Source organism: Sphingomonas sp. LT1P40, from assembly GCF_036663835.1.
Classification (GTDB): Bacteria; Pseudomonadota; Alphaproteobacteria; order Sphingomonadales; family Sphingomonadaceae; genus Sphingomonas.
This window is the reverse complement of the sequence record NZ_JAXOJT010000001.1, coordinates 2,053,654-2,075,854: the sequence shown is the minus strand read 5'-3', so window position 1 is coordinate 2,075,854 and position 22,201 is coordinate 2,053,654. Positions and strand designations below refer to the sequence as shown.

Below are 22,201 nucleotides of genomic sequence, written 5' to 3'. Positions count from 1 at the left end.
TGGTGGCGCGGGGGAAGTGTCATGAAACGCTTGTTGTCGGCGCTGTTGGTATTGTCGGTCGCCGCGTGCAGCGAGCCGCCGCTTGAGGACGTGACGGCGTATTACGCCAAGCCGGAGGGCATCGCGTTCAAGGTCGAGGCAGCCGCGAACGGCGATGCGCGGGTCACGGCTGGCGATCAGGTGATGATCCACAAGGGCAGCGCTGAGTATCTCGTCACCAGCGATGCGACGGGTGCCTATGCGGGGCGGGTCGCTGATTATGTGGCGGTGCTGGATGAAGCGCCGTCGAGCGGCCCGTTCGCCGGCCAGTCGCGCCCGCAACCGGATTATGTGACGGCGGAGGACGGCGCGGCGACGGTGGCGGGAATGCCGGGCGTGAAATGGAAGATTCACCCAAAGGACGTGCCGTCGCTCCGCGCGATCGACGCAGTGGTCAGCGACGATCCCGCGCTGGCGGTGCTGGGCACAGGCGTGGCGATGCACGCAAAATTGCTGATCGAGCGCAACTCGCGTGGGCTAGGCGCGAAGCCCGGCAATCTCGAGACCGCGATGATGGCGCTGTACAACAAGGGCGCGGTGCTGCGCTTCGGCACGGTGTTCGAGTTGGAGCGGATCGAGAAGGGGGCGATCCCCGCCGATCGCTTCAGGCTGCCACCGGTGCTGGACAAGGCGGCGTTGAAGAAGCGAATGGCCTCTGGGGTTTAGATCCCCGCCAGCCCCATCTCGCGCAACTCGCGCTGGGCCTGCTGGTAAATCACCGGCTCGGCGATGTTCAGCCGCTTTCGCGCCGCATCGAGCGGCTCGGCCAGCAATGCCTCATAATCTTCGCCCGAAAGCCATGCTGCGCGCTTGCCGTGGCGATACCCCTCGATCACCGCGCGCAAAAACGTGCGCTTGCCGGTGATTTTCAGGCTCTTGAGCGCCGCACCCGCGCCGATAAACGCCCAGCCAAGCCCGCCGGTCTGCGCATAGGAAAAGCCGACCAGGCACGCCTCGCCCAACGGCTCATCGGCCTGATAGCCGGTCAGGATGTGCCAGATATCGTGGATATCACGCTCGCGGCGACCGTACCAGGCATGCGGGTGCTCGACGTCACGCTCGAACGTCGCATCGGTATAGCTGACTTCGGCCAACCCCTGTGCCGAATAACCGGTGCGGTCGAGAAAATCGCGGTATGCGGCGGCGACGCTGCCTGCCGGGAGCGAATCGATCCATTCGCGGTCTGAGAAGCGCTGCGCCAGTTCGACCCGGCGATAAGCAAGCTTGCCGCCATTCGGCACCGCCAGCAGCTTGCGATAATTCTTGCCCGCCGTGTCGCCGTTCAGCGCGCGCATGATGCGGAACACCTGGATCGTATCGTCGGCATTACCCAGCAGGCGGAGCAGCGCTCGAAAAGCGGTGCCCCATTCGCGCCGTTGCGGCCTGCCCCAATCGATCGGTTGAACCTGAGTCGCCATCATCGCCTGCCTTTACTGACAAGCGTGTTAATAAGCGATGAGCGAACGATCTGCAAGAGGCGGGTTTATACTCGCATCGGCATCAGGACGTACAACGCCGGCGACTTGTCGTTTTCGCGGATCAGCGTCGGTGCTGCAGCATCGGCCAGATGGACCTCGACCAAGTCGCTGTCGATCTGGCTGAGAATCTCCAGCAGATATTTGCTGTTGAAGCCGATCTCGAACGGCTGCGCGGCATATTCGCCAGGCACTTCCTCGGTCGCCGCGCCGTTTTCGGGGCTGGTGACGGACAGCGTGATGCGGTCGCGGTCCAGCGCCATCTTGACCGCGCGGGTCTTTTCGACCGCAATCGTGGCGACGCGATCGACGCCTTCCATAAAACTCTTGGGATCGATCTTGAGGATCTTGTCGTTGCCGGTGGGGATCACGCGGCTGTAATCGGGGAAGGTGCCGTCGATCAGCTTGGACGTCAGGATTGCGGAGCCGAGGTCGAAACGAATTTTCGATCCCGACAGCGACACGCCGACCGACCCGTCGACCTCGTCGAGCAGCTTGCGCAGCTCCGCCACGCATTTGCGCGGTATAATCACGTCGGGCATCGCGTCGGCGCCATCCGGACGCGGCACCGTGACGCGGGCGAGGCGGTGGCCGTCGGTTGCGGCGGCTTTCAGCACCGGCAATGCACCATCCTCGCTGACGTGCAGGAAGATGCCGTTCAGATAATAGCGGGTCTCTTCGGTCGAGATCGCGAATCGGGTCTTGTCGATGATCTGCTTCAGCGTTTCGGCGGGCAGCTCGAACACGGTGGGCAGTTCGCCCTCCGCGATCACCGGGAAATCGTCGCGCGGCAGCGTGCCGAGCTCGAACTTGGCGCGACCGGCATTGATCTTGATTCGCCCCTCGGCCGCAGTCAGTTCGACCTGCGATCCCTCGGGCAATTTCCGCGCGATATCGAACAATGTGTGCGCGGAAACGGTGATCGCGCCCGCCTGATCCACCGCTGCCGGAACGGTTTCGTCGATCTGCAGGTCGAGATCGGTCGCCATCAGCCGCAGCGACCCCTCGGCCGAGGCCTCGATCAGCACGTTCGACAGGATGGGAATCGTGTTGCGCCGCTCCACCACCGACTGGACGTGGCTGAGGCCCCTCAACAAAGTTGCGCGTTCGATCGTCGCTTTCATGTGTATTCCAAACCCCCGGGCGGCCGCCCTTGTCCAACCGTCAAATGGAATGACGGTGGAAGTTCGAGATATCCTTAACGCGAAAAAGGGCCGGGGCAAGACGCCCCGACCCTTCGTCGTGGATCATTTGTGGAGGAATCGTGCCTTAGAAGCGGAAGCCGACGCCTGCCACGATCTGGTGACGGTCGGTGTCGATGTCGAAATCATCGGTCACGCCGCCATTGCTGAGCTCGAAATTCGCGCTCGAATAGTTCGAGTAGCGATATTCGAGCTTGGCGAAGCTGTTGCGGCCGATCGCTTTTTCGACGCCCGCGCCCAGGCGCCAGCCGTCGAGCTCGAAATTCTGATCGAGCTCGGTATCGCCGTCCGACGCCAGCACGTTCAGGCGTGCATTGGTGTAACCGCCCTTGGCGTAGATCAGCATGTCGGGGCTGGCGAGCACGCCGGCGCGAACGCCGACATAGATGTCGCGCCCGGTGCCGACTTCACCAAAGCCAAAGAAATCGGGATCGCTCGAATTCGCGCGAACCTTGCCAGTCGATTCGGACAGTTCCGCTTCGACACCGATCAGCGCGCCGCCCATCGAAATATCATAGCCGGCCTCGACGCCATACAGGAAGCCGTCGACATTCTGGTCGTCGCCATCGATGTCGCTGTCCTCGCTGCTGCCGGGACGGACGATGTCGTAACCGCCGATGATCCCGATGCGCGGGCCGGTGAAGCTGGGGTTGACGTCGTCCTGGGCGAAGGCTGGTGCGGCCAGCATGGTCGACGCGATGAGCGCCGCGGCAAAAGCATTACGCATAAAAAACTCCTCATACTCAGCCCGTACATTGGGCAGGTCCTCCAAATGGTGCGCCGCCGCACAAGTTGCATGAACCCCAGATAAACGCGGAAAACCGTTGCTTTTGCGCCACAGGAACCCCTAGCTGGCGTGATGGGACGACAGGGACGCGACTTCATTGCCCGGCATGGCGAGACGGTTTTCAACGCCGCTCGGCGTCTTCAGGGCGATCATCCGCACACGCCGCTAACCCGCGCGGGATTTGCGCAGGCGGACGAGATGGGGCGGGCGTTGCGTGAAGCGCTTGGGGCGAAACCGGCGCTTACATTATGGGCATCCGACACCGGGCGGGCGTTGCAGACGCTGGCGGTGATCGCCGAGCATCTGGAGCTGGACTGGCATGGCGCGCGGCAGGAGCCGCGACTGACCGAGATCGGCATGGGGCTTTGGGGCGGGCGCTATTATGCCGACCTGCTGCCCGAATATGGGCAGGTAGTTGCCCCCGGCGGGATCTTGCGCCCCGCCCCGCAGGGCGAGGTTTACCCGCAGATTGCCCAGCGGGTGTCGGCATGGCTGGCGGATACCGATGACGATCCCGGCGACCGGCTGGTCATCATGCACGGTATTTCCAGCCGCGTGCTGCGCGGGGTGATGACCGGGGAGTCCGCGCATCCCGAATTCGACGCACCGATTGCCGCCGGTCTGCCGCAGGGGTCGGTGGTAATGATCGAGAATGGGGTCGAGACGGTCATGCATACCGGCACCGGGCACGCCCCGGCATGATGATCGCCGCGCTCATGCTGCTGGCGGCGGTGCAGGGCCAGGGCCGCGAATCGCTGGGCGTGTTCGATGGCTGGGGTGCATTCCGCGACGCCGCGCCGGCGCGCTGCTATGCAATCAGCCAGCCGGCGCAGGGCGCGCGGCGCGAAGCATTCGCCAGCGTGGCGAACTGGCCGCGTGGCGGCGCGCGCAACCAGCTCCATGTGCGCTTGAGTCGTGCCCGCGATCCACGGGCAAAGGTCACACTGTCAATCGGCGAACGCCGTTTCGAGCTTACGGCGGGGGCGAGCGATGCCTGGGCACCCGATGCCCGCACCGACGCGGCAATCGTGGCTGCGATCCGATCCAGCCGCAGCATGAGCGTCGAAAGTCTGGCAAGGGGCGGCGGCGCGTTCGCCGATGTCTATGCCCTGAAGGGTGCAGCCACCGCGATCGACGCCGCCGCCATGGGCTGCGCGCGGCGCTAGGGCACGCTGCGCAACCCGGGGGCTGCTTACTTCGCTACGGCCTGTTGTTCTGCGACGACTGCCGCCTGAACGCGCTGTTGAAGCGCCGTGTCGGCTTGGGCGGCCTGAGCGATTTCGTTGAAGCGGACGGGCGCAAGGCCGCTGGATTCAACCGCGCTGGCCATCTGTTTCTGTTTGTCGGCGGCCGGGATCGCGGCGTCCTTGCTCACCTTGTCGGCGGCGAGTGCGGCCTTGGCGAACTGCTTGATCTCGGCATCGGTCACAGGGGCAGCTGTCGCGGGCACCGGGGCCGCAGCCTCAGGTGCTGCGGGTGCGGCAGGCGCGTCCTGCGCCAGCGCGGGGGTGGCGATCAGCGTGGCACCGGCGATCAGCGTGGCACCGGCGATCAGCGCGGCATGGCGAAACTTCATCATTCGACTACTCCAAACACGGGAAAATCTTGCCCCCAACGCCAAGACTTCCCACTCGATCCCGTCGTCGCAACCCGGGATCGACGCGCCGTGGCTTGCGCGGGATGGGCCGGGGAGTGGAAATGTGCCCGATTTTTCGCTATATGTGCGATATGCAGACAGTTTCAGCGGCCCTCATGCCCATCCCCGGGCACATCGATCCCGTGCCCGTGCCGCGCAGTTTCAAGCCCCGCGCGGACGGGCGAATCGACTTGCTCGGCCTGTCGAAGCTCGACCTGCGCATGGCGCTGGAGACGGCGCAGCTGGAGCCGAAACAGGCGAAACTGCGTGCCAAACAATTGTGGCACTGGATCTACAATCGCGGCGTTACCGATTTCACGTTGATGACCGATATCGCCAAGACGATGCAGCCCTGGCTTCAGCAGCGCTTCGTCATCAGCCGGCCACAGGTGGTGGAAGCGCAGGTCTCGACCGACGGGACGCGCAAATGGCTGCTGCGATCGGACGATGCGCAGGATTACGAGATGGTGTTCATCCCGGACGCCGATCGCGGAACGCTGTGCGTGTCATCACAGGTCGGCTGCACGCTCAACTGCCGTTTCTGCCACACCGGCACGATGCGGCTGGTGCGCAACCTGGAGCCGGCGGAAATCGTCGGCCAGGTCATGCTGGCGCGCGACGCGCTGGGCGAATGGCCGAGCCAGCCCGAGGGGCGGATGCTCACCAACATCGTGATGATGGGGATGGGCGAGCCGCTCTATAATTTCGAGGTGGTGCGCGATTCGCTGAAGATCGTGATGGACGGCGACGGGCTGGCGCTCAGCAAGCGGCGCATCACGCTCTCCACCAGCGGCGTGGTGCCGATGATGGCGCGCGCGGGCGAGGAGATCGGGGTGAACCTCGCGGTATCGCTGCACGCGGTGACCAAGGAAGTCCGCGACGAGATCGTGCCGATCAACCGCAAATACGGCATCGAGGAGCTGTTGCAGGCGTGTGCCGACTATCCCGGCGCGAACAATGCGCGGCGGATCACGTTTGAGTATGTGATGCTGAAGGACAAGAACGACAGCGATGCCGATGCGCGCGAACTGGTGCGCCTCATCAAGCACTATAAGCTGCCCGCCAAGGTCAATCTGATCCCGTTCAACCCGTGGCCCGGCGCGCCCTATGAATGCTCGACGCCGGAGCGGATCAAGGCGTTTCAGCAGATCGTGTTCGGTGCCGGTATATCCGCCCCGGCGCGCACCCCGCGCGGGCGCGATATCGATGCGGCGTGCGGACAGCTGAAGACCGCGAGCGAGCGGAAATCGCGGGCGGAACTGGATCGGCTGGCCGAGGAGAAGCAGGCCGCGCTTGGCTGATCCGGCTGGGCTGGCGCTTGCCGCCGCTGCTGGAATTATTGGCGGCGCGATGAACGGGCTGGCCGGGGGCGGGTCGTTTGCGACGCTGCCTGCGCTGATCGCGCTCGGCCTGCCCGCCAACATCGCCAATGCGACGTCCAACGTGGCGCTGTTGCCGGGCGCGGCGGCGAGTGCGTGGGGGTTTCGGGACGAGTTGGGGCCGGTGGCCGGGCTGTCGGTCGCGTTGCTGGCGGGGATCACGTTCGTTGCGGGGATCGCGGGCAGCTTGTTGCTGGTACTGACCCCGACCGAGACGTTCGATATCGTCATCCCGTGGTTGTTGCTGTTCGCGTTCGTGGTGATGCTGTTCGGGAAAAGTGCGGCGGACTGGCTGCATGCCCGCGTCACGATCGGGCGGCCCACGCTGATCGCGGCGCAGTCTTTGCTGGGCGTCTATGGTGGCTATTTCGGGGGTGGCGTGGGCCTAATGACCACGGCGACCTATGGCCTGCTGGCGAATATCCAGCCGCGCGCGCTGTTTGCGATCCGCACGCTGATGCTGGCGGTGGCCAATCTGGCGGCGGCGTTCGTGTTTATCGGGTTCGCGATGATGTGGTGGTGGGCGTGCCTGCCGATGCTGGCCGGGTCGGTCATCGGCGGCTGGGCGGGCGCGGCAATCGGCAAGAAACTGTCGCCGCGTGTCGTGCGGATATGGACCTTGCTTGTGACCGCCGGAACGACGATCCTGTTCTTCGCCCGAGCCTATGGATGATCCAGCCCCACCAGCGGCCCCCACGGTCATAGCCCGCCACGCGCTGACGACGCGTATCTGGCACTGGCTGACCGCGCTCAGCGTGATCGTGCTGCTGGGCAGCGGACTGATGATCCTCAACGCGCACGGGCAGCTTTACTGGGGCGAGTATGGCGCGAACTACGACAAGCCGTGGTTCAAACTGATCTGGCTGTTTGAAACGGGGCGAGTGCCGGGGTGGCTGACGATTCCGTCGACCTACAACCTTGCGCTGGCGCGCCGCTGGCATCTCTTCTTCGCGCTGGTGCTGGGGTTCGCGCTGCTCGCCTATATGATCGTCAGCCTGCTCAACCGGCATTTCCAGCGCGACCTGCGCATCCGGGCAAGGGAGCTGGCGGCGGCGCATCTGATCGCCGATGCTAGGGCGCATGCTCGGCTGGAATTCCACGATCCGGCCAATCCGCGCGCGTACAACATCTTCCAGAAGCTGGCCTATGCCGGCGTGATCTTCGTACTGCTGCCGCTGGTGATCTTCACCGGGCTGACGATGTCGCCGGGGATGAACGCGGCGTGGCCGTGGTTGCTGGATGTGTTCGGCGGTCGGCAAAGCGCGCGGTCGATCCATTTCATCGTGTCGATGCTGCTCGCGGGGTTCATCGTCGTGCATCTGGCGCTCGTGATACTGGCGGGCGCGTTCAACGAAGTGCGGTCGATGATTACGGGCAAGTGGCTGGTGCCGAAATGACGATCATCACACGCCGCAACCTGCTGATCGCCGGGGCTGGCGGGCTGGTCGCCGGTTGCGACGCCATCGGCAAGAGCGAGGCGGGCCGTGGCCTGTTGTTCAAGGCGGAGGCGGTGCATCAAAGCCTGCAGCGCACGCTGACCGACCGCAACGCGCTGGCCCGCGAGTTTGCTGCGGCGGACCTGTCGCCGCGCTTCCGCGCCAACGGCACGACGCGTCCGGCGGGCGACGCCTATGGCGCGATGATCACCAATAATTTCGCGGACTGGCGGTTGACGGTCGACGGGCTGGTCGCGCGCCCGCTGTCGCTGTCACTCGCCGATCTGCGCATGATGCCGCAACGGGTGCAGATCACGCGCCACGATTGCGTCGAGGGATGGAGCGCGATCGGACGCTGGCACGGGCCGACGCTCTCGACCGTGCTGAACCTCGCGGGGCTGCGCGACACCGCCCGCTATCTCGTCTTTCACTGCGCCGATCTGCTGTACGGGCGGCCTTATTATGAATCGACCGATCTGATCGACGCCTTCCACCCCCAGACGATCCTGGCCTGGGCAATGAACAATCGCACATTGCCGGTGCCGCACGGTGCGCCGCTGCGCCTGCGGGTCGAGCGGCAGCTGGGCTACAAGCACGCGAAGTATGTCATGCGGATCGAGGCGGTGGCATCGCTCGACGGCATCTATGGCGGCAAGGGCGGGCTGTGGGAGGATGTCGCGGATTACGAATGGTATGCCGGGATTTAGCTTTCCGCACTTGCGAACAGGGTTCGCGGCATTAGCTTGAACCCATGGCGCTGATCGATCATTTCTTCACCCGCGCTGTGAAGCGCGGCGAGCTCACGGTAATCCATGCCGACGGCACCGCGCGCACCTTCGGCACGCCCGACCCGGAATTTGCCCCTGTCACCGTCCGTTTCACGACCCCAGGTGCCGGGCGCGGAATCGTCACCGATCCGTCGTTGGGCGCGGCGGAGGCCTATATGGACGGACGCTTGGTGATCGAGAGCGGTGACATATTGTCGCTGCTCAATCTCGTCACCGGCAACAATAAATGGGAAGAATCCAGCGCAAACCTGCACTCCAGCGCGGTCAAACGAGCGTTCAACGCGGTGCGCTTTCGCCTCGACCGGATCAACATGGCGCGGCGGTCGAAGCGCAATGTCGCGCATCATTACGACCTGTCGGGGTCGCTCTACGACCTGTTTCTCGATGCCGACCGGCAATATAGCATGGCCTATTTCACCGATCCGGCGAACGGTTTGGAACAGGCACAGGCCGACAAGAAGGCGCATATCGCCGCCAAGCTGGCGCTGGCGCCGGGGATGCGCGTACTCGATATCGGCTGTGGCTGGGGCGGTCTGGCGCTCTATCTGCACGAAAAGACCGGGGTGGAGGTGCTGGGCATCACGCTGAGCGAGGAACAGCTCAAGGTCGCGCGCGAGCGGGCCGAGGCGGCGGGCGTGGCGGACAAGGTGAAATTCGAGCTGATCGACTACCGCCACGTCACCCCTCAGAAATTTGGCGGCACGTTCGACCGCATCGTCTCGGTCGGCATGTTCGAGCATGTCGGCACGGCGCATTACCGGACCTTTTTCCGCAAATGCCGCGAGATGATGACCGTGGAGGGCGTGATGCTGCTCCACACCATCGGTCGCGCCGGCGCACCGGGCGTCACCGACGCGTTCACCGCCAAATACATCTTCCCCGGCGGCTATATCCCCGCGCTGTCGGAAATCCTGCGCGGGCATGAAGGGTTGCGGTTCTTCCTGACCGACGTTGAAGTGCTGCGGCTGCATTACGCCTACACGCTTCAGCGCTGGTACGACCGCGCGATGGCGGCGCGGGCGGAGATCGTCGCGCTATACGACGAGCGCTTCTTCCGCATGTGGACCTTCTACCTCGCTGGATCACTGATCGCGTTCCGCAATGGCGGGCTGGTCAATTATCAGCTGCAATATTCGCGCTCGCGGACGGCATTGCCAATCACGCGGGATTACATGGCGGAGGCGGAGAAAGGGCTGCGGTAGCCGCTACTTGACCCACAGCTGCTCCCCATCCGCACCCATATGCGCGGCCAGTTCGGCGCGGGCGATCTTGCCGTCCTTATCGGTATCGACCGCAACAAACCACGCATCCGCGCGGGCGAAGGCGGGGAGGCGGGCTTCGACGGAGGCGCGCGGGTCGCTCGCCTTTTTCGCCTTTTGCGCGGCGGTGAACGTCGCGTCGGTGCTGGCGTCGAAGTCGAACCGCGCACGAACCTCGTCGCGTTCGATGCTGCCATCCTCGTTCAGGTCGAGATCGGCAAAGCGTTCGGCGACGCGGCGGTCCGCCTCAGCCTTGGGAAGCGGGCCGGGGGCGACACCCATTGGCTGGGTCTGTAATGCGAGCAAAGTGAGGGCGATCAACATTGCCCCTGCATAGCCGAACCGGCATGACTGGCAATTGAACGGTCAGATTCGTTGCAGCTACGTTGAAGCGGCACCGGCCCGCTCCCCCACCCGGCCACCCACAGCATATTATCGAATGGGTGGCCGGGTGGGGGAGCGGGCCGGTGCCGCCTGACTAAACCGGATATTTCGCGTTCATCCAGGCGAGCGAGTCGCGTGTCATTTCCTCTAGAACGCCCATGTCCACATCGGCCAGCTTGTTGATGTACAGACACGATTTGCCGTTCTTGTGCTTGCCCAGCCGCGCGAGTTGCTCGTCCTGCTCCGCCGCGCCGGTGAGGATGTAGAGCACCTGCTGCGCCTTGCGCGGCGAAAAGCCCAGGCGGCACATCGTCCCTTCATGGCCGCTGTCATATTTATAGTGATAGCTGCCAAAGCCGATGATGGATGGTCCCCACATGCGCGGTGCCTCACCGGTAATCCGTTCCATCATCGCGCAGACGATCTTGGCATCCGCACGTCGCGTCGCGTCGGGCACAGCGTCGATAAAGTCGGCGACGGTGATTGCGGTGGGTTTTGTCTTGATGTCCGCCACTGGATTCTTCCCGAATTCGCCGCGACGATAGCTATTTCAGCCATGTCCGCAACGTTGTTACTTGCCGCTATCGTTACGATCTCGTTTCGACTATCCTGCGACTCGGCTGGGGGGCCGTCAAGATGGACGAGGGGAGTCACGACCGGGTAGTCGCCGCGCTGTTTGCTGCGGCAACGGGCGAAGCAAGCTGGATATCGACACTGGGAACGGCCGCCGATTGTTTCGGGCACAGTGCCGCCGTGATGACGATGCAGGACGCGGCGACCGGCATTTTCACGGCCGAATGCCACGGCCGCGCGGCTGATTATGCGAACAACCACTATGCCAGCGAGCTGTTCGCCAACGACCCGCGCACCCCGTATCTACTGGGGGTAAAGCCGGGCTCGATCTATTTCGATCACGCACTCTACGATGTCGATGCGATCAATCGCGACCCGAATTGCCGCCGCAGCGTCGATGCGCTGGGCGTGAAGTACCAACTGGGCATGGTGGTGCGGCTGCCGCACGGCGGGCCGGGCTATTTCACGCTGCTGAGCACCGCGGCTGAGGGGCATGCGACGGTCGAGACGATCGCGGCCTTTCGGCGGATCGCGCCGTTCGTGGAACAGGCATGCGCGCTAGGCCAGGTGACCGAACTTCGCGCGGCGACGCAGATCGCGTTGATCGAGGCGCTGTCGCGGCGGGCCGACGGCGTGGTCCTGCTCGATCGCACGGGGGCACCGGTGTTCGTGAACGAAGCTGCGGCCGCGATCTTCGCGCAGGATGACGGGCTGGCGTGGAACGGCGGCGCGCTGGCGGCGCGGCGCGGGCCGGAGACGCGCCGTCTGCACGGGCTGATCCGCAGTGCGGCGCTGGCGATGGCCGGGGATGGCGGGCCACCGGGCGGCGTGACGCTGATTAACCGGCCGTCGGGACTGCGCCCGTATCTGGTTCGGGTGATGCCGACACCGGCCAGCGAACGCTTTCTGTCCGCGCACAGCATTGCCTGCGTGGTCCATATCCATGATCTGGCACGGATTGACGTGCCACTGACGGCGACGCTGACCGCCACCTTCGGCCTGACCGCGCGGGAGGCCGATCTGGCGATCGCGTTGATCCAGTGTGCCAGCCTGCATCCGGCCGCAGCGCGAGCGGGGATGGCGCTCAACACGGCGCGCAATCACCTGCATTCGATCTTCGAGAAATGCGGCGCGACCAATCAGGCGGAGCTTATTCAACTGCTTGGCCGCCTCGCCTGACACTCCGGCGGCTGGTCCGATCGGACCATATGGCGCGTATCGACATGCCGGGCGGGTGGGCGGACACCATCGTCCTGCCACACGGGCCAACGCCCGACCCTGACGATACCGCAGCCCATAAGGGTTCGCGGACCTAGCAAAGGGCCTGCCATGAAAAAGATGCTGTCCGCCGCCGTCCTGCTTGCCTTGCTGTCGAGCGCCAGTCCGGCGATCACTCAGGTCAAGCCGAAGCCGCGCCCGATGATGTGCCCAGATCCGCAATATCAGACGATCGCGCCCGCCAGCGCTTCGCCCGTGCAAAGCCAGTTCACGCCTGCCGTATGGGGGGTGGCGCGCACCAATTTGAACGGGACGGCGCAGAACAAGATGTTTCTCCACACCTTCCAGTGGAAAGATGACGGCTGCTGCCAGGTAATGAGCGGCAAGGTGACGATCCGCATGAAATCGCTGGCGGTGGCGTCCGCCAGAACGGCGTCGGACGCGGGCAATGACTCGTTCGGCCTGTGGCATAACGGTGCCGGTATCGCCGGATCGGGTGGCTATATCTGGCCGCTCGGCACCCCGGCCGGGACGGTCGTGACCAAGACGATCGTACTCACCCCGGCGATGCTGGCGATGATGAACAGCAACAACACCATCAGCGTCGCGGTGCAGGACGACACGATGGTGCAGGCCGTTCAGATTCAGCTCGACCGCTGCTGCCTGACCAAAAAGCGCTGAACCCGGCCCCCGGTCGCGCGGGGTGACTTTCGGTGACTGCACGCGCTAGGGGCGCGGACGTGCAACCGTCCGCGCCCCTTGTCCTGTCCCGCCGCTCGATTTTCGCGCAGGCATGGCCGATCATGCTCGGCCAGACGACGGTGCCGCTGGTCGGGCTGGTCGATACGGCGGTGATCGGCTGGACCGGCGATGCGGTGGCGCTCGCCGGGGTGGCGCTGGGCGTGGCGGTCATCAATTTCATCTTCTGGGCGTTCGGCTTTCTGCGCATGGGGATGACCGGACTGACCGCACAGGCGCATGGGCGCGGGGATGCCGGGGAAACTAACGCACTGCTGGCGCGGGGCGTAGCGGCGGGGCTGGCGATCGGCGCGGTGCTGGTGGCGCTGCAAATCCTGATCGTGCCACTGGCGCTGTCGGTGATGGCGGGCAGCGGCGGGCTGGATGCGGCGGCACGTGATTTCGTGACGATGCGCTTTCTGGGTGCCCCCGCCGCGCTGGGCTTCTATGCGATTGCGGGCTGGCTCTATGGGCTGGGGCGGACGCGCGAGAGTCTGGTGATCCAGATCGTGATGAACGTGGCGAACGCCGCGCTCGACATCCTGTTCGTATGGCATTTCGACATGGGGGCGGCGGGTGTCGGGCTGGGGACGGCGCTGGCCGAATGGATCGCGTTGCTGCTGGGCCTCGCCGTCGTGGTGCGAATTGTCGGGATGCGTGCGCTGCTGGGGCAGCGGGCCGATTTCTTCGACAGAGCCGCGTGGCGGCGGCTGTTCGCGGTCAATGCCGACATCATGATCCGCACGATCGCGCTGCTGATCCTGTTCCTGTGGCTGGCGAATGCGGGCGCGCGGCTGGGCGCGGTCCAACTGGCGGCGAACCATGTGCTGATCCAGTTCGTCAGTCTGTTCGCCTTCGTCCTCGACGGTTTCGCCTTCACCGCCGAATCGCGCGTGGGCATGGCGGTCGGGGCGGGGTCGCGGCGCGACCTGACGCGCGCGATGCGGCTGACGGGGGAGTTTTCGCTCGGCTTCGGGTTGCTCGCCACGATCCTGTCGGTGGTGTTCGGCGGCGTGCTGATCGACCTGCTCACCACCAATGCAGCGGTGCGCGCGGCGGCACGCGATGTGTTGCCGCTCGCCGCACTCGCCGCAACAATCGGGGTCCCGGCATGGCTGCTCGACGGCGTTTTCATCGGCGCGACACAGGGGCGGGCGCTGCGCAATGCCGCGATTCTGGCGACATTGCTGTATATCGGGACCGACCTGTTGCTGCGACCGTTGGGGGCGACGGGGCTGTGGCTGGCGCTGCTGGCCAGCTATATTTTCCGTGCGGTGGCGCTTGGCGCGTATCTGCCACGTTTGTTCGCCGGTGTTGCCGAAGCGCCGCAGCGGCCCTAGAGGCGCTGCCACTTCACCTCTGGAGCATTCAAGTCATGGCCGACAAGATCAATCGCGTGGTTCTCGCCTATTCGGGCGGTCTCGACACCAGCGTGATCCTGAAATGGCTGCAACAGGAATATCAGTGCGAAGTCGTCACCTTCACCGCCGATCTGGGGCAGGGCGAGGAGCTGGAGCCGGCGCGCAAGAAGGCGCTGGATGCCGGGGTGAGGCCCGAGCACATCTATATCGACGATCTGAAGGAGGAGTTCGTCCGCGACTTCGTCTTCCCGATGATGCGCGCCAATGCCCTGTATGAAGGCCTCTACCTCCTCGGCACCTCGATCGCGCGCCCGCTGATCTCGAAGCGCCTGATCGAGATCGCCAAGGAAGTGAATGCCGACGCCGTCAGCCACGGCGCGACCGGCAAGGGCAACGATCAGGTGCGTTTCGAGCTGTCGGCCTATGCGCTGAACCCCGACATCAAGGTTATTGCCCCCTGGCGCGAGTGGAATTTGACCAGCCGTACCAAGCTGATCGAGTTTGCCGAACAGCACCAGATTCAGGTGACCAAGGACAAGCGCGGCGAATCGCCTTTCTCGACCGACGCCAACCTGTTGCACACGTCGTCCGAGGGCAAGGTTCTTGAAGATCCGTGGGATGAAACTCCTGACTATGTCTATTCGCGCACGGTGAACCCGGAGGATGCACCGGACACGCCCGAATATATCACCATCGATTTCGAGAAAGGCGACGGCGTCGCGGTGAACGGCGTTGCCCTGTCGCCCGCGAATTTGCTGGCCGCGCTCAACGAACTGGGTCGGAAACATGGCATCGGGCGGCTCGATCTGGTCGAGAACCGCTTCGTCGGTATGAAGTCGCGCGGCATGTACGAGACGCCGGGCGGCACGATCTATCACCTCGCGCATCGCGGCATCGAATCGATCACGCTGGATCGTGGCGCGGCGCATCTGAAGGACGAATGGGCACCGCGCTATGCCGAGATGGTCTATAACGGCTTCTGGTTCGCGCCGGAGCGTGAGATGATGCAGGCCGCGATCGACTTCAGCCAGGAAAAGGTCGCCGGGACCGTGCGGCTGAAGCTTTACAAGGGTGGCGTCAGTGTCGTCGGGCGCAAATCGCCTTACTCACTGTACAGCGAAAAGGTCGTGACGTTCGAGGACGATCAGGGTGCCTATGACCAGCGCGACGCGGCCGGTTTCATCAAGCTCAATGCGCTGCGGCTGCGCTTGCTGGGACGGCGCGAGGACTGATCGGTCAGCCGAACAACCAGCGGCCCATCAGGCGGTCGAACGGAAAGGTGAAGAAACCGGCGATCAGCAGCGCGCCGGTCACCATGCCGCGTACCGACCGGCGGTGCGTGGTGATGCGATGCGTCGCCGCCGACCACCAGATCAGCGGCGCTGAGACGACGACATAGGCCGAAATCAGGTGGATGAAGCTGAAATGGCCCGGATTGGTGCCGGTCAGCCCGAATGACAGCAGCGCGCTCAGGAACATCGCGCCGACCCAGATGCGCCCCAGCCAGCGGTGCCGCTGATCGCCGCGCCGACCGAGCAGGATGACCGGGGTCAGCGCCAGCGCGACGGCGACCGTCGCCAGATGCGGCCACACCTGCCACGGCACCAGCGCCCATTCGCGATAGCCCCGCGCCAGCGCGACGATCACGGCCAGTAACAGCGCGATGGCCCCGAATGCCAGAATCTGTTCGTAGCGATCTGCACTAAGCGGCTTTGTGCGCGGCGTCTGTGCGATGCTTGCCATGCTTCCCCCCGGATTGACACGGGATGCTAACGCGGCACGCGCCGAAATGGAATGACCGACGGCCCTGTCCAGATGTTTAGCGGGCAATTAACCATCATGCCCTAGCCCGGTTGACGGAGGGCCGATGGAACAGCGTGCCACACGCCATTCAACAATGCGGAACATGGGGCTGGCGGTGGCGCTTGCGCTGTTGCTGACCGCTGTCTGGGCGGCGCGCGACTGGGCGGCGCTGTCGGCACTGCAATTGCCCGATACCGATGATATGATGCGGTTGCAGCAGATCCGCGACTGGGTCGGCGGACAGGCGTTCTACGATCTGGCGCAGCATCGGCTGGGACTGGCGGGACTTGAGATGCACTGGTCGCGGCTGCCCGACCTGGTGCCCGCCGCGATCGTCGCGTTGCTGGCACCATTGCTGGGTGGTCATATCGCAGAACTGGCGGCGGTACTCCTCTGGCCTGCATTGTTGTTCGTTGCCGCACTGGCGCTGATCGGATCGATCGCGCGGGTGCTCGACGTGTCGGCGCAGGTGGCGATTGTGGTTGCGGCTTTGGCCTATCCGGCGAGCGCGCTGTTCGTGCCGGGGCGGATCGACCATCACGGGTTACAGCTGGTGTTGCTGCTGGTGCTGGTGCGTGCGGTACTTGGCGAGGGTGGCTGGCGCGCGGGTGTTGCGGCTGGCCTGGCGAGTGCCGCCAGTTTGGCCGTTGGCCTAGAGACCGCACCATTGCTGGCGATCGGTGGCGGCGTGATCGTGTGGCGCTGGATCATGGGCGAAGACGATCGGATGGCCGGTTATGCCACGGCGCTGTTCGGCGGATTGCTGCTGGCGGCGCTGACGCTGCGGACGAGCGGCTGGGACTATCCGGCATGCGACGGGTTCGATGCGATGCTGTGGCGCGCGGCGCAGATTGCGGCGGCGGCACCCGTCTTGCTGGCGGCAGCTGGTCGCTGGATTGCGCCGGGGCGTGGCCGACTCCTGGCTGCGCTGGTTATAGGCGGCGTTGCAATGGCGGCAGCGCTTGCTGCGTCGCCGGGGTGCCTCAGCCCCTATGGCGAGGTCGATCCGCTGCTCGCGCGACTGTGGCTGTCGCAAGTGGCGGAGGCACAGCCATTGTTCGGCGCGAGCCTGGTCCATGCGATCGGCTATGCCGGGCTGTTGTTCGCGGGATTGGCGGCAACTGCGCTGATGTGGCGGCGTGAGCGGCGGGAAGCATGGTTGATCCTAGGCGCATTTCAAATCGTATCGCTGGCGTTGATGCTGCTACAATTGCGCGGTGCCTATGCCGGGGCGATGCTGGCCGCCCCCGCGTTGGCAGGCTTGATCGCGGTGGCGCGTGCGCGCGGGCCGTTGCCGCTGGCGGCGGCGTGGATTGTGTCGGCGGGGTTCGTCTATCCGATGCTGGGCGGACTGATGACGCCATCGACGGCGGGCAAGGGGGCTGGCTGCGATCCGGCACCGGCGCTGGCCCGACTTGCGGCGCTGCCTGCGGGTCGCGTGGCGGCGTCGGTGGATTTCGGAGCCTATGCGTTGGCGGGAACCGGGCAGCAAATGTTGGCCGCGCCCTACCACCGCAATGCCAACGGGATATTGAGCGCCTATCGCCTGTTCGTGCTGCCCGATGACCGCGCGGCCGCTTATGCCGCGCGGCTCGACATCGCCCATGTCGTTTATTGCCCCGGCGGCTTGCCCGAACTGGGCGAGCCAAAGCGCGGCACTGGCCGCGCGATACTCGATTTTGGCCGCACGCCGGGCTGGCTGACCCGGCTGTCGCCAGCGGATGAGGCGATGGCGGTCTATGCCGTACGGCGCGCACCGTGACGCGCTGGTGGGAAAGCCGCGCGTTCGTTGTTGCCGCGCTGATCGCGTCGGTGCTGCCGCTGTTATGGACGTCGCTGCCGCCGCTATCCGATTTGTCTGGACATATCGGACGCTACCATATCGCCAGCGCGATTGGCGGGTCCGCCGATCTGGCGCGACACTGGGCATTTGAATGGGCGCTGATCGGCAATCTCGGCGTCGATCTACTGGTCCACGCGCTCGCGCCGCTGATCGGGGTGGAGGGCGCGGCGCGACTGATCGTGACGCTGATCCCGCTCTTGTGGGCTAGCGGTTTGATCCTGATCGCGCGCGCGGCAGATGGACGGCTGTCGCCCGCCGCCGCCTTCGCTTTCCCTTTGGCCTATGGCTTTCCGTTTCAATTCGGCTTCGTCAATTTCATGCTGGCGGCGGGGCTGGCGTTGCATGCGCTGGCGCTGTGGATCTGGATGGGGCGGCGCGGGCGGGTAAGGCTCCGCGCCGTGCTGTTCGTGCCGATCGCTTGCGTGCTGTGGATCGCGCATAGCTTCGGCTGGGCGATGTTCGGGCTGTTCGCATTCGCGGCAGAGGTCATGCGGTTGCGTGATTCCGGCTGGCTGCATGCGATGCTTCGCGCCGGGCTGTCCTGCCTGCCGCTGGCGCTTCCGCTCGCTGCGATGATCGGCGGATCGCCAAGCGAACCCTGGGCATGGGACTGGACGGCGAAGCTCAGCTGGGTGCCCTCGCTGCTGCGCGAACGCTGGAAATGGTGGGACGTGGCGTGCGCGATCCTGTTGTTCGGCATATTGTGGATGGCGGTGCGCGACCGGCGGTTGCGGTTCGATCCGGTGATCGGCATCGCGGCGCTGGCGGGGTTCGTCGCCTTCCTGGCGCTGCCGCGTCTCGCGCTGGGCGGGGCGTATGTCGATATGCGGATGCTGGCGCCCGCCGTGGCGTTGGCGCTGGTCGCGATCCGGGTGAAGCCGGGGCACGAGGTGTTCGACCACAGGCTGGCGTTGGCGGCGACGGCGTTCCTTGCGTTTCGCACGATTACCTCGACCGCGGCGATGATCCTGTTCGCGCAGCCGCAAGCGGCGGCGCTGGAGGCGGTGCCGCATATCCCCCGTGGCGCGGCGGTGCTGGTGCTGGTCAATCAGCCCTGCACCACCGAATGGGCCGACCGGCGGCTGGGGCATATTGCGGGGATCGCGGTCGCGCGGCGCGATATCTTCGAAAATGGGCAATGGACGATCGGCGGCCAGCAATTGTTGCAGCACCACCACCCGGATGCCGAGCTTTATGCCAGCGATCCGTCGCAACTCGTCTATCCGGACAGCTGCGATTTCAAACAGACGCGGTTCGACGCGGCGGTGCGTGATTTCGACCGGGGGACGTTCAACTATGTGTGGACGCTCGATTTTCCGGCGCAGCGGCAGCTTGCACCCGATGTAAAGCGGGTGTGGTCGAACGGCGTCTCCGCAATTTATGCGGTGGATCGCAATCCAAGCCGCTTGCCGGTGGGTGCTGCGCCGCAGTAAGTGCGGGGGATGCAAGGGGGCACCGACACACTGCGCTGGTGGCAGACGCGCTGGTTCGTACTGTTCGCGGCGATCGCCGCAGCGGTCCCGTTATTGTGGCCGGACATCCCGCCGCTCGTCGATCTGCCTGGGCACATGGCGCGCTATCGCGTGCAGTTGAGCCATGACGAAGTGCCGTGGCTGAACGACTGGTATAATTTCGAGTGGAGCCTGATCGGCAATCTCGGCATCGACCTGCTCATCATTCCGCTTGAGCCGATTTTCGGACTCGAGCTGGCGGTAAAGCTGATCGTGATTACCATCCCGGTGCTGACCGTCACCGGATTGTTGTGGATCGCGCGCGAGGTGCATGGGCGGATTCCCGCGACGGCTTTGTTCGCATTGCCGCTGGCCTACAACTACGCCTTCCACTTCGGCTTCGTGAATTTCGGGCTGTCGATGGCGCTGGCGCTCAACGCGTTTGCGCTGTGGCTGCGGCTGGCGCGGCTGGGCAAGTTTACCCTGCGCAGCGTCATCTTCGTGCCGATCGGCATGGTGATCTGGGTCACGCACACCTTTGGCTGGGGAACGCTGGGCGTGTTGTGCTTCGCCGCCGAATTGATCCGCCAGCACGACAAACAGGGGCCGCGAGACGGGCCGTGGCATACGGATTTCTTCCAGCGCTGGGTAGTGCCCTGGATTCGCTCCGGCGTGCAGTGTCTCGTCCTCGCACCGCCCGCTCTGCTCATGCTGGCGTGGCGCACTGCCGGGGACGTCAGCGGCCAGACCGGCGACTGGTTCAACTGGCGCGCGAAAACCTGGTGGGTGCTGATGGTGATGCGCGACCGCTGGCAGCTGTTCGACATCGCCTGTCTCGCGGTTCTGTGGCTGATCCTCTTCAAGGGTGTGCGCGACCCGAATATCGAATATTCGCGGCATTTGGGGCTGTCGGCGCTGTTCCTGATCGCGGTGTTCGTGCTGCTGCCGCGCGTAGTGTTCGGCTCGGCCTATGCCGACATGCGGCTGGCCCCGTATATGATCGCCATCGCATTGATTGCATTGCGGCCAAAGCCCGGCCTGTCGATACGCGGGGCCAGCGCGCTGGCGGTGGCGGGGCTGATCTTCTTCGTCGTACGGATGGGCGCGACGACGTGGAGCTATGCGCTGTACGACAAGGCCTATGACCGCGAACTGAAGGCGCTGGCGCATGTGCCGGAGGGGGCGAAGCTGCTGAGCTTCGTCGGGGAGACCTGTTACAACGAATGGACGATGACGCGGCTGCAGCATCTGCCCGGCATCGCAATGGTGCGAAAACTCGCTTATACCAACGACCAATGGTCGATGGCCGGGGGGCAGTTGTTGACGGTGCGCTACAAAAAAGCCCGCGGTTTCAGCCACGACCCCTCACAGATCGTGACCGACACCAAATGCCCGCGCGAATGGTGGCGGCCGGTGGCAGTCAGCCTCGCCCGCTTCCCGCGTCATGCCTATGACTATTTGTGGGTCATCAGTCCGCCGCCTTATGACAAAAGGTTGGAAAAGGGGCTGATCCCGGTGTGGCGCGACGGGACCAGCGCGCTGTTCAAGATCGACCATGCGACGCCGGCGGTGCAGCTGAACCCGGACGATCTGGGTCCGTATCATCACCAGATCCAGCGGATCCGAGACTTTCTGAAGCGCGACAAGCAGAAACAGATCGAGGCGTGGAAAGCGGCTGAAAAGCCGGTCTAACCGCCCCGTTTGAACGGCGTCAGCTCGCCCAGATATTCCTGTTCATGTGCGACCGCCTGTTTCTCGCGCTCCAGATATTCGGCGATGGCGCGGCGAAAGCCGGGATCGGGAATATAGTGTGCCGACCATGTCGTGACCGGAACATAGCCGCGCGCCAGCTTGTGTTCGCCCTGCGCCCCCGCCTCGACACGGGGCAGGCCGCGTTCGATCGCGGCGTCGATCGCCTGATAATAGCATAGCTCGAAATGGAGGAACGGCACTTCCTCGGAGCAGCCCCAGTAACGACCATATAAGGCATCGCCACCGATCAGGTTCAGCGCGCCTGCGATGGGACGGCCATCGCGCTCGGCTAGCATCAGGATGAGCTTGTCGCCCATCGTTTCGCCCAGCATCGAAAAGAATGGGCGGGTGAGGTAGGGCTGGCCCCATTTGCGGCTGCCGGTATCCTGATAGAATATCCAGAATGCGTCCCAATGCGCCTCGGTGATCTCCGCGCCGGTCAGATGGCGAAAGATCAGGCCGTCGCGAGCGCGTTCGCGTTCCTTGCGGATCGCCTTGCGCTTGCGCGACGACAGCGCCGACAGGAAATCGTCGAAGCTGGCATAGCCGTCATTGTGCCAGTGAAATTGTGTCCCCGCGCGCGCCAGCCACCCGGCCTCCTCGAACAGCGGCAGTTGTGCATCCTCGAGAAAGGTGGCGTGGACCGAGGACAGCCGGTTCTGATCCGCCACCGCCTCCAGCCCCGCAATCAGCGCCGGAGCGAGTGCCGCGTCGCGCAGCAGCAGGCGAGGACCGGGGACGGGGGTAAACGGCGCGGCGACCTGAAGCTTGGGATAGTAACGCCCGCCCGCCCGCTCCCATGCATCGGCCCAGGCGTGATCGAACACATATTCGCCCTGACTGTGGCTCTTGCCATAGGCCGGAGCGATGGCGGCGGGCGTGCCGTCGGGACCGTCGATAACGATGGGCAGAGGCTGCCAGCCGGTTTCCGCCGTGGCCGAGCCGGAGCGTTCGAGCGCCGCAAGGAAGGCATGGCTCACGAACGGGTTGGCATCGCCCGCACACGCATCCCATTGCGCCGCCGGGATCGACGTGACTCCTTCGGCGATGCGGGCGGTTACGGGTTTCGGCACGGAG

Annotated in this window: 23 protein-coding genes; 15 read left to right on the top strand and 8 right to left on the bottom strand. The window is 64.8% G+C overall.

Annotated elements, in window-relative coordinates:
• Positions 1-21 precede the first annotated feature (21 nt).
• Complete coding sequence (locus tag U1702_RS10340; protein WP_332724097.1) at positions 22-705, top strand: hypothetical protein; 684 nt, start codon at positions 22-24, stop codon at positions 703-705.
• On the opposite strand, the gene U1702_RS10335 is transcribed toward U1702_RS10340, so the two are convergent.
• From U1702_RS10335 to U1702_RS10325, 3 genes are all read right to left on the bottom strand, one after another.
• A complete protein-coding gene (locus U1702_RS10335) occupies positions 702-1,460 on the bottom strand; it encodes a Coq4 family protein (protein ID WP_332724096.1) in 759 nt (252 codons plus the stop codon). The genes U1702_RS10340 and U1702_RS10335 overlap by 4 nt on opposite strands.
• A gap of 62 nt (positions 1,461-1,522) precedes the next feature.
• Complete coding sequence (dnaN, locus tag U1702_RS10330) at positions 1,523-2,638, bottom strand: DNA polymerase III subunit beta (protein ID WP_332724093.1); 1,116 nt, start codon at positions 2,636-2,638, stop codon at positions 1,523-1,525.
• A gap of 145 nt (positions 2,639-2,783) precedes the next feature.
• Positions 2,784-3,443 carry an outer membrane protein gene (locus U1702_RS10325; RefSeq protein ID WP_332724090.1) on the bottom strand — a complete coding sequence of 220 codons (660 nt, stop codon included), beginning with the start codon at positions 3,441-3,443 and terminating at the stop codon, positions 2,784-2,786.
• 132 nt (positions 3,444-3,575) lie between these two features.
• On the opposite strand from U1702_RS10325, the gene U1702_RS10320 reads away from it, so the two are divergent.
• Positions 3,576-4,205 (top strand): histidine phosphatase family protein, encoded by a 630-nt coding sequence (locus U1702_RS10320; protein WP_332724088.1) that lies wholly within the window; start codon positions 3,576-3,578, stop codon positions 4,203-4,205.
• On the top strand, positions 4,202-4,669 hold the full coding sequence (locus U1702_RS10315; RefSeq protein WP_332724086.1) for a hypothetical protein: 468 nt from the start codon (positions 4,202-4,204) through the stop codon (positions 4,667-4,669). The genes U1702_RS10320 and U1702_RS10315 overlap by 4 nt, the downstream gene beginning before the upstream one ends.
• A gap of 26 nt (positions 4,670-4,695) precedes the next feature.
• Here U1702_RS10315 and U1702_RS10310 read toward each other — a convergent pair whose 3' ends face one another.
• Entirely contained in the window at positions 4,696-5,082 is a 387-nt protein-coding gene (locus U1702_RS10310; protein ID WP_332724084.1) for a DUF4168 domain-containing protein, read from the bottom strand.
• A 149-nt stretch (positions 5,083-5,231) separates the two neighbouring features.
• Between U1702_RS10310 and rlmN the strand changes: the two genes are divergently transcribed.
• The 5 genes from rlmN to U1702_RS10285 are packed head-to-tail and all read left to right on the top strand — an operon-like array spanning position 5,232 to position 9,944.
• On the top strand, positions 5,232-6,440 hold the full coding sequence (gene rlmN / locus U1702_RS10305) for a dual-specificity RNA methyltransferase RlmN (RefSeq protein ID WP_503623847.1): 1,209 nt from the start codon (positions 5,232-5,234) through the stop codon (positions 6,438-6,440).
• The gene (locus U1702_RS10300; protein ID WP_332724080.1) at positions 6,433-7,191 is read left to right on the top strand and encodes a sulfite exporter TauE/SafE family protein; all 759 of its coding nucleotides are present in this window, start codon (positions 6,433-6,435) and stop codon (positions 7,189-7,191) included. Before rlmN ends, U1702_RS10300 begins: the two co-directional genes overlap by 8 nt.
• Positions 7,184-7,915, top strand: a complete 732-nt coding sequence (locus U1702_RS10295; RefSeq protein WP_332724078.1) for a cytochrome b/b6 domain-containing protein — start codon at positions 7,184-7,186, stop codon at positions 7,913-7,915. The genes U1702_RS10300 and U1702_RS10295 overlap by 8 nt, the downstream gene beginning before the upstream one ends.
• A complete protein-coding gene (locus U1702_RS10290; protein WP_332724076.1) occupies positions 7,912-8,661 on the top strand; it encodes a molybdopterin-dependent oxidoreductase in 750 nt (249 codons plus the stop codon). Before U1702_RS10295 ends, U1702_RS10290 begins: the two co-directional genes overlap by 4 nt.
• A gap of 44 nt (positions 8,662-8,705) precedes the next feature.
• On the top strand, positions 8,706-9,944 hold the full coding sequence (locus U1702_RS10285; protein WP_332724074.1) for a class I SAM-dependent methyltransferase: 1,239 nt from the start codon (positions 8,706-8,708) through the stop codon (positions 9,942-9,944).
• A 3-nt stretch (positions 9,945-9,947) separates the two neighbouring features.
• On the opposite strand, the gene U1702_RS10280 is transcribed toward U1702_RS10285, so the two are convergent.
• Together U1702_RS10280 and U1702_RS10275 are read right to left on the bottom strand one after the other, a co-directional pair.
• The gene (locus U1702_RS10280) at positions 9,948-10,325 is read right to left on the bottom strand and encodes an EF-hand domain-containing protein (protein WP_332724072.1); all 378 of its coding nucleotides are present in this window, start codon (positions 10,323-10,325) and stop codon (positions 9,948-9,950) included.
• Positions 10,326-10,479: 154 nt separating this feature from the next.
• Positions 10,480-10,899: a DUF1801 domain-containing protein gene (locus U1702_RS10275; protein ID WP_332724070.1), complete on the bottom strand. Its 420-nt coding sequence runs from the start codon at positions 10,897-10,899 to the stop codon at positions 10,480-10,482.
• Positions 10,900-11,021: 122 nt separating this feature from the next.
• Here U1702_RS10275 and U1702_RS10270 point away from each other — a divergent pair, with 122 nt between their 5' ends.
• The 4 genes from U1702_RS10270 to U1702_RS10255 all read left to right on the top strand — a co-directional run bounded on the left by U1702_RS10270 (position 11,022) and on the right by U1702_RS10255 (position 15,507).
• A complete protein-coding gene (locus U1702_RS10270; protein WP_332724068.1) occupies positions 11,022-12,137 on the top strand; it encodes a helix-turn-helix transcriptional regulator in 1,116 nt (371 codons plus the stop codon).
• A gap of 150 nt (positions 12,138-12,287) precedes the next feature.
• Complete coding sequence (locus U1702_RS10265; RefSeq protein WP_332724066.1) at positions 12,288-12,857, top strand: hypothetical protein; 570 nt, start codon at positions 12,288-12,290, stop codon at positions 12,855-12,857.
• A 59-nt stretch (positions 12,858-12,916) separates the two neighbouring features.
• Positions 12,917-14,254, top strand: coding sequence for an MATE family efflux transporter (locus tag U1702_RS10260; RefSeq protein ID WP_332724064.1), 1,338 nt, complete (start codon positions 12,917-12,919; stop codon positions 14,252-14,254).
• Positions 14,255-14,289: 35 nt separating this feature from the next.
• Positions 14,290-15,507: an argininosuccinate synthase gene (locus tag U1702_RS10255; protein WP_332724062.1), complete on the top strand. Its 1,218-nt coding sequence runs from the start codon at positions 14,290-14,292 to the stop codon at positions 15,505-15,507.
• A gap of 4 nt (positions 15,508-15,511) precedes the next feature.
• On the opposite strand, the gene U1702_RS10250 is transcribed toward U1702_RS10255, so the two are convergent.
• Positions 15,512-16,018 carry a DUF2306 domain-containing protein gene (locus U1702_RS10250; protein ID WP_332724060.1) on the bottom strand — a complete coding sequence of 169 codons (507 nt, stop codon included), beginning with the start codon at positions 16,016-16,018 and terminating at the stop codon, positions 15,512-15,514.
• 124 nt (positions 16,019-16,142) lie between these two features.
• Between U1702_RS10250 and U1702_RS10245 the strand changes: the two genes are divergently transcribed.
• Genes U1702_RS10245 through U1702_RS10235 form a run of 3 tightly spaced genes read left to right on the top strand, consistent with a single transcriptional unit; the run spans position 16,143 to position 21,064 of the window.
• The gene (locus tag U1702_RS10245) at positions 16,143-17,840 is read left to right on the top strand and encodes a hypothetical protein (protein ID WP_332724058.1); all 1,698 of its coding nucleotides are present in this window, start codon (positions 16,143-16,145) and stop codon (positions 17,838-17,840) included.
• Positions 17,837-19,354, top strand: coding sequence for a hypothetical protein (locus U1702_RS10240; RefSeq protein WP_332724056.1), 1,518 nt, complete (start codon positions 17,837-17,839; stop codon positions 19,352-19,354). Before U1702_RS10245 ends, U1702_RS10240 begins: the two co-directional genes overlap by 4 nt.
• A 9-nt stretch (positions 19,355-19,363) precedes the next feature.
• Entirely contained in the window at positions 19,364-21,064 is a 1,701-nt protein-coding gene (locus U1702_RS10235; RefSeq protein ID WP_332724054.1) for a hypothetical protein, read from the top strand.
• Here the strand turns inward: U1702_RS10235 and U1702_RS10230 are convergent.
• Entirely contained in the window at positions 21,061-22,197 is a 1,137-nt protein-coding gene (locus tag U1702_RS10230; RefSeq protein ID WP_332724052.1) for a GNAT family N-acetyltransferase, read from the bottom strand. The genes U1702_RS10235 and U1702_RS10230 overlap by 4 nt on opposite strands.
• Positions 22,198-22,201 lie beyond the last annotated feature (4 nt).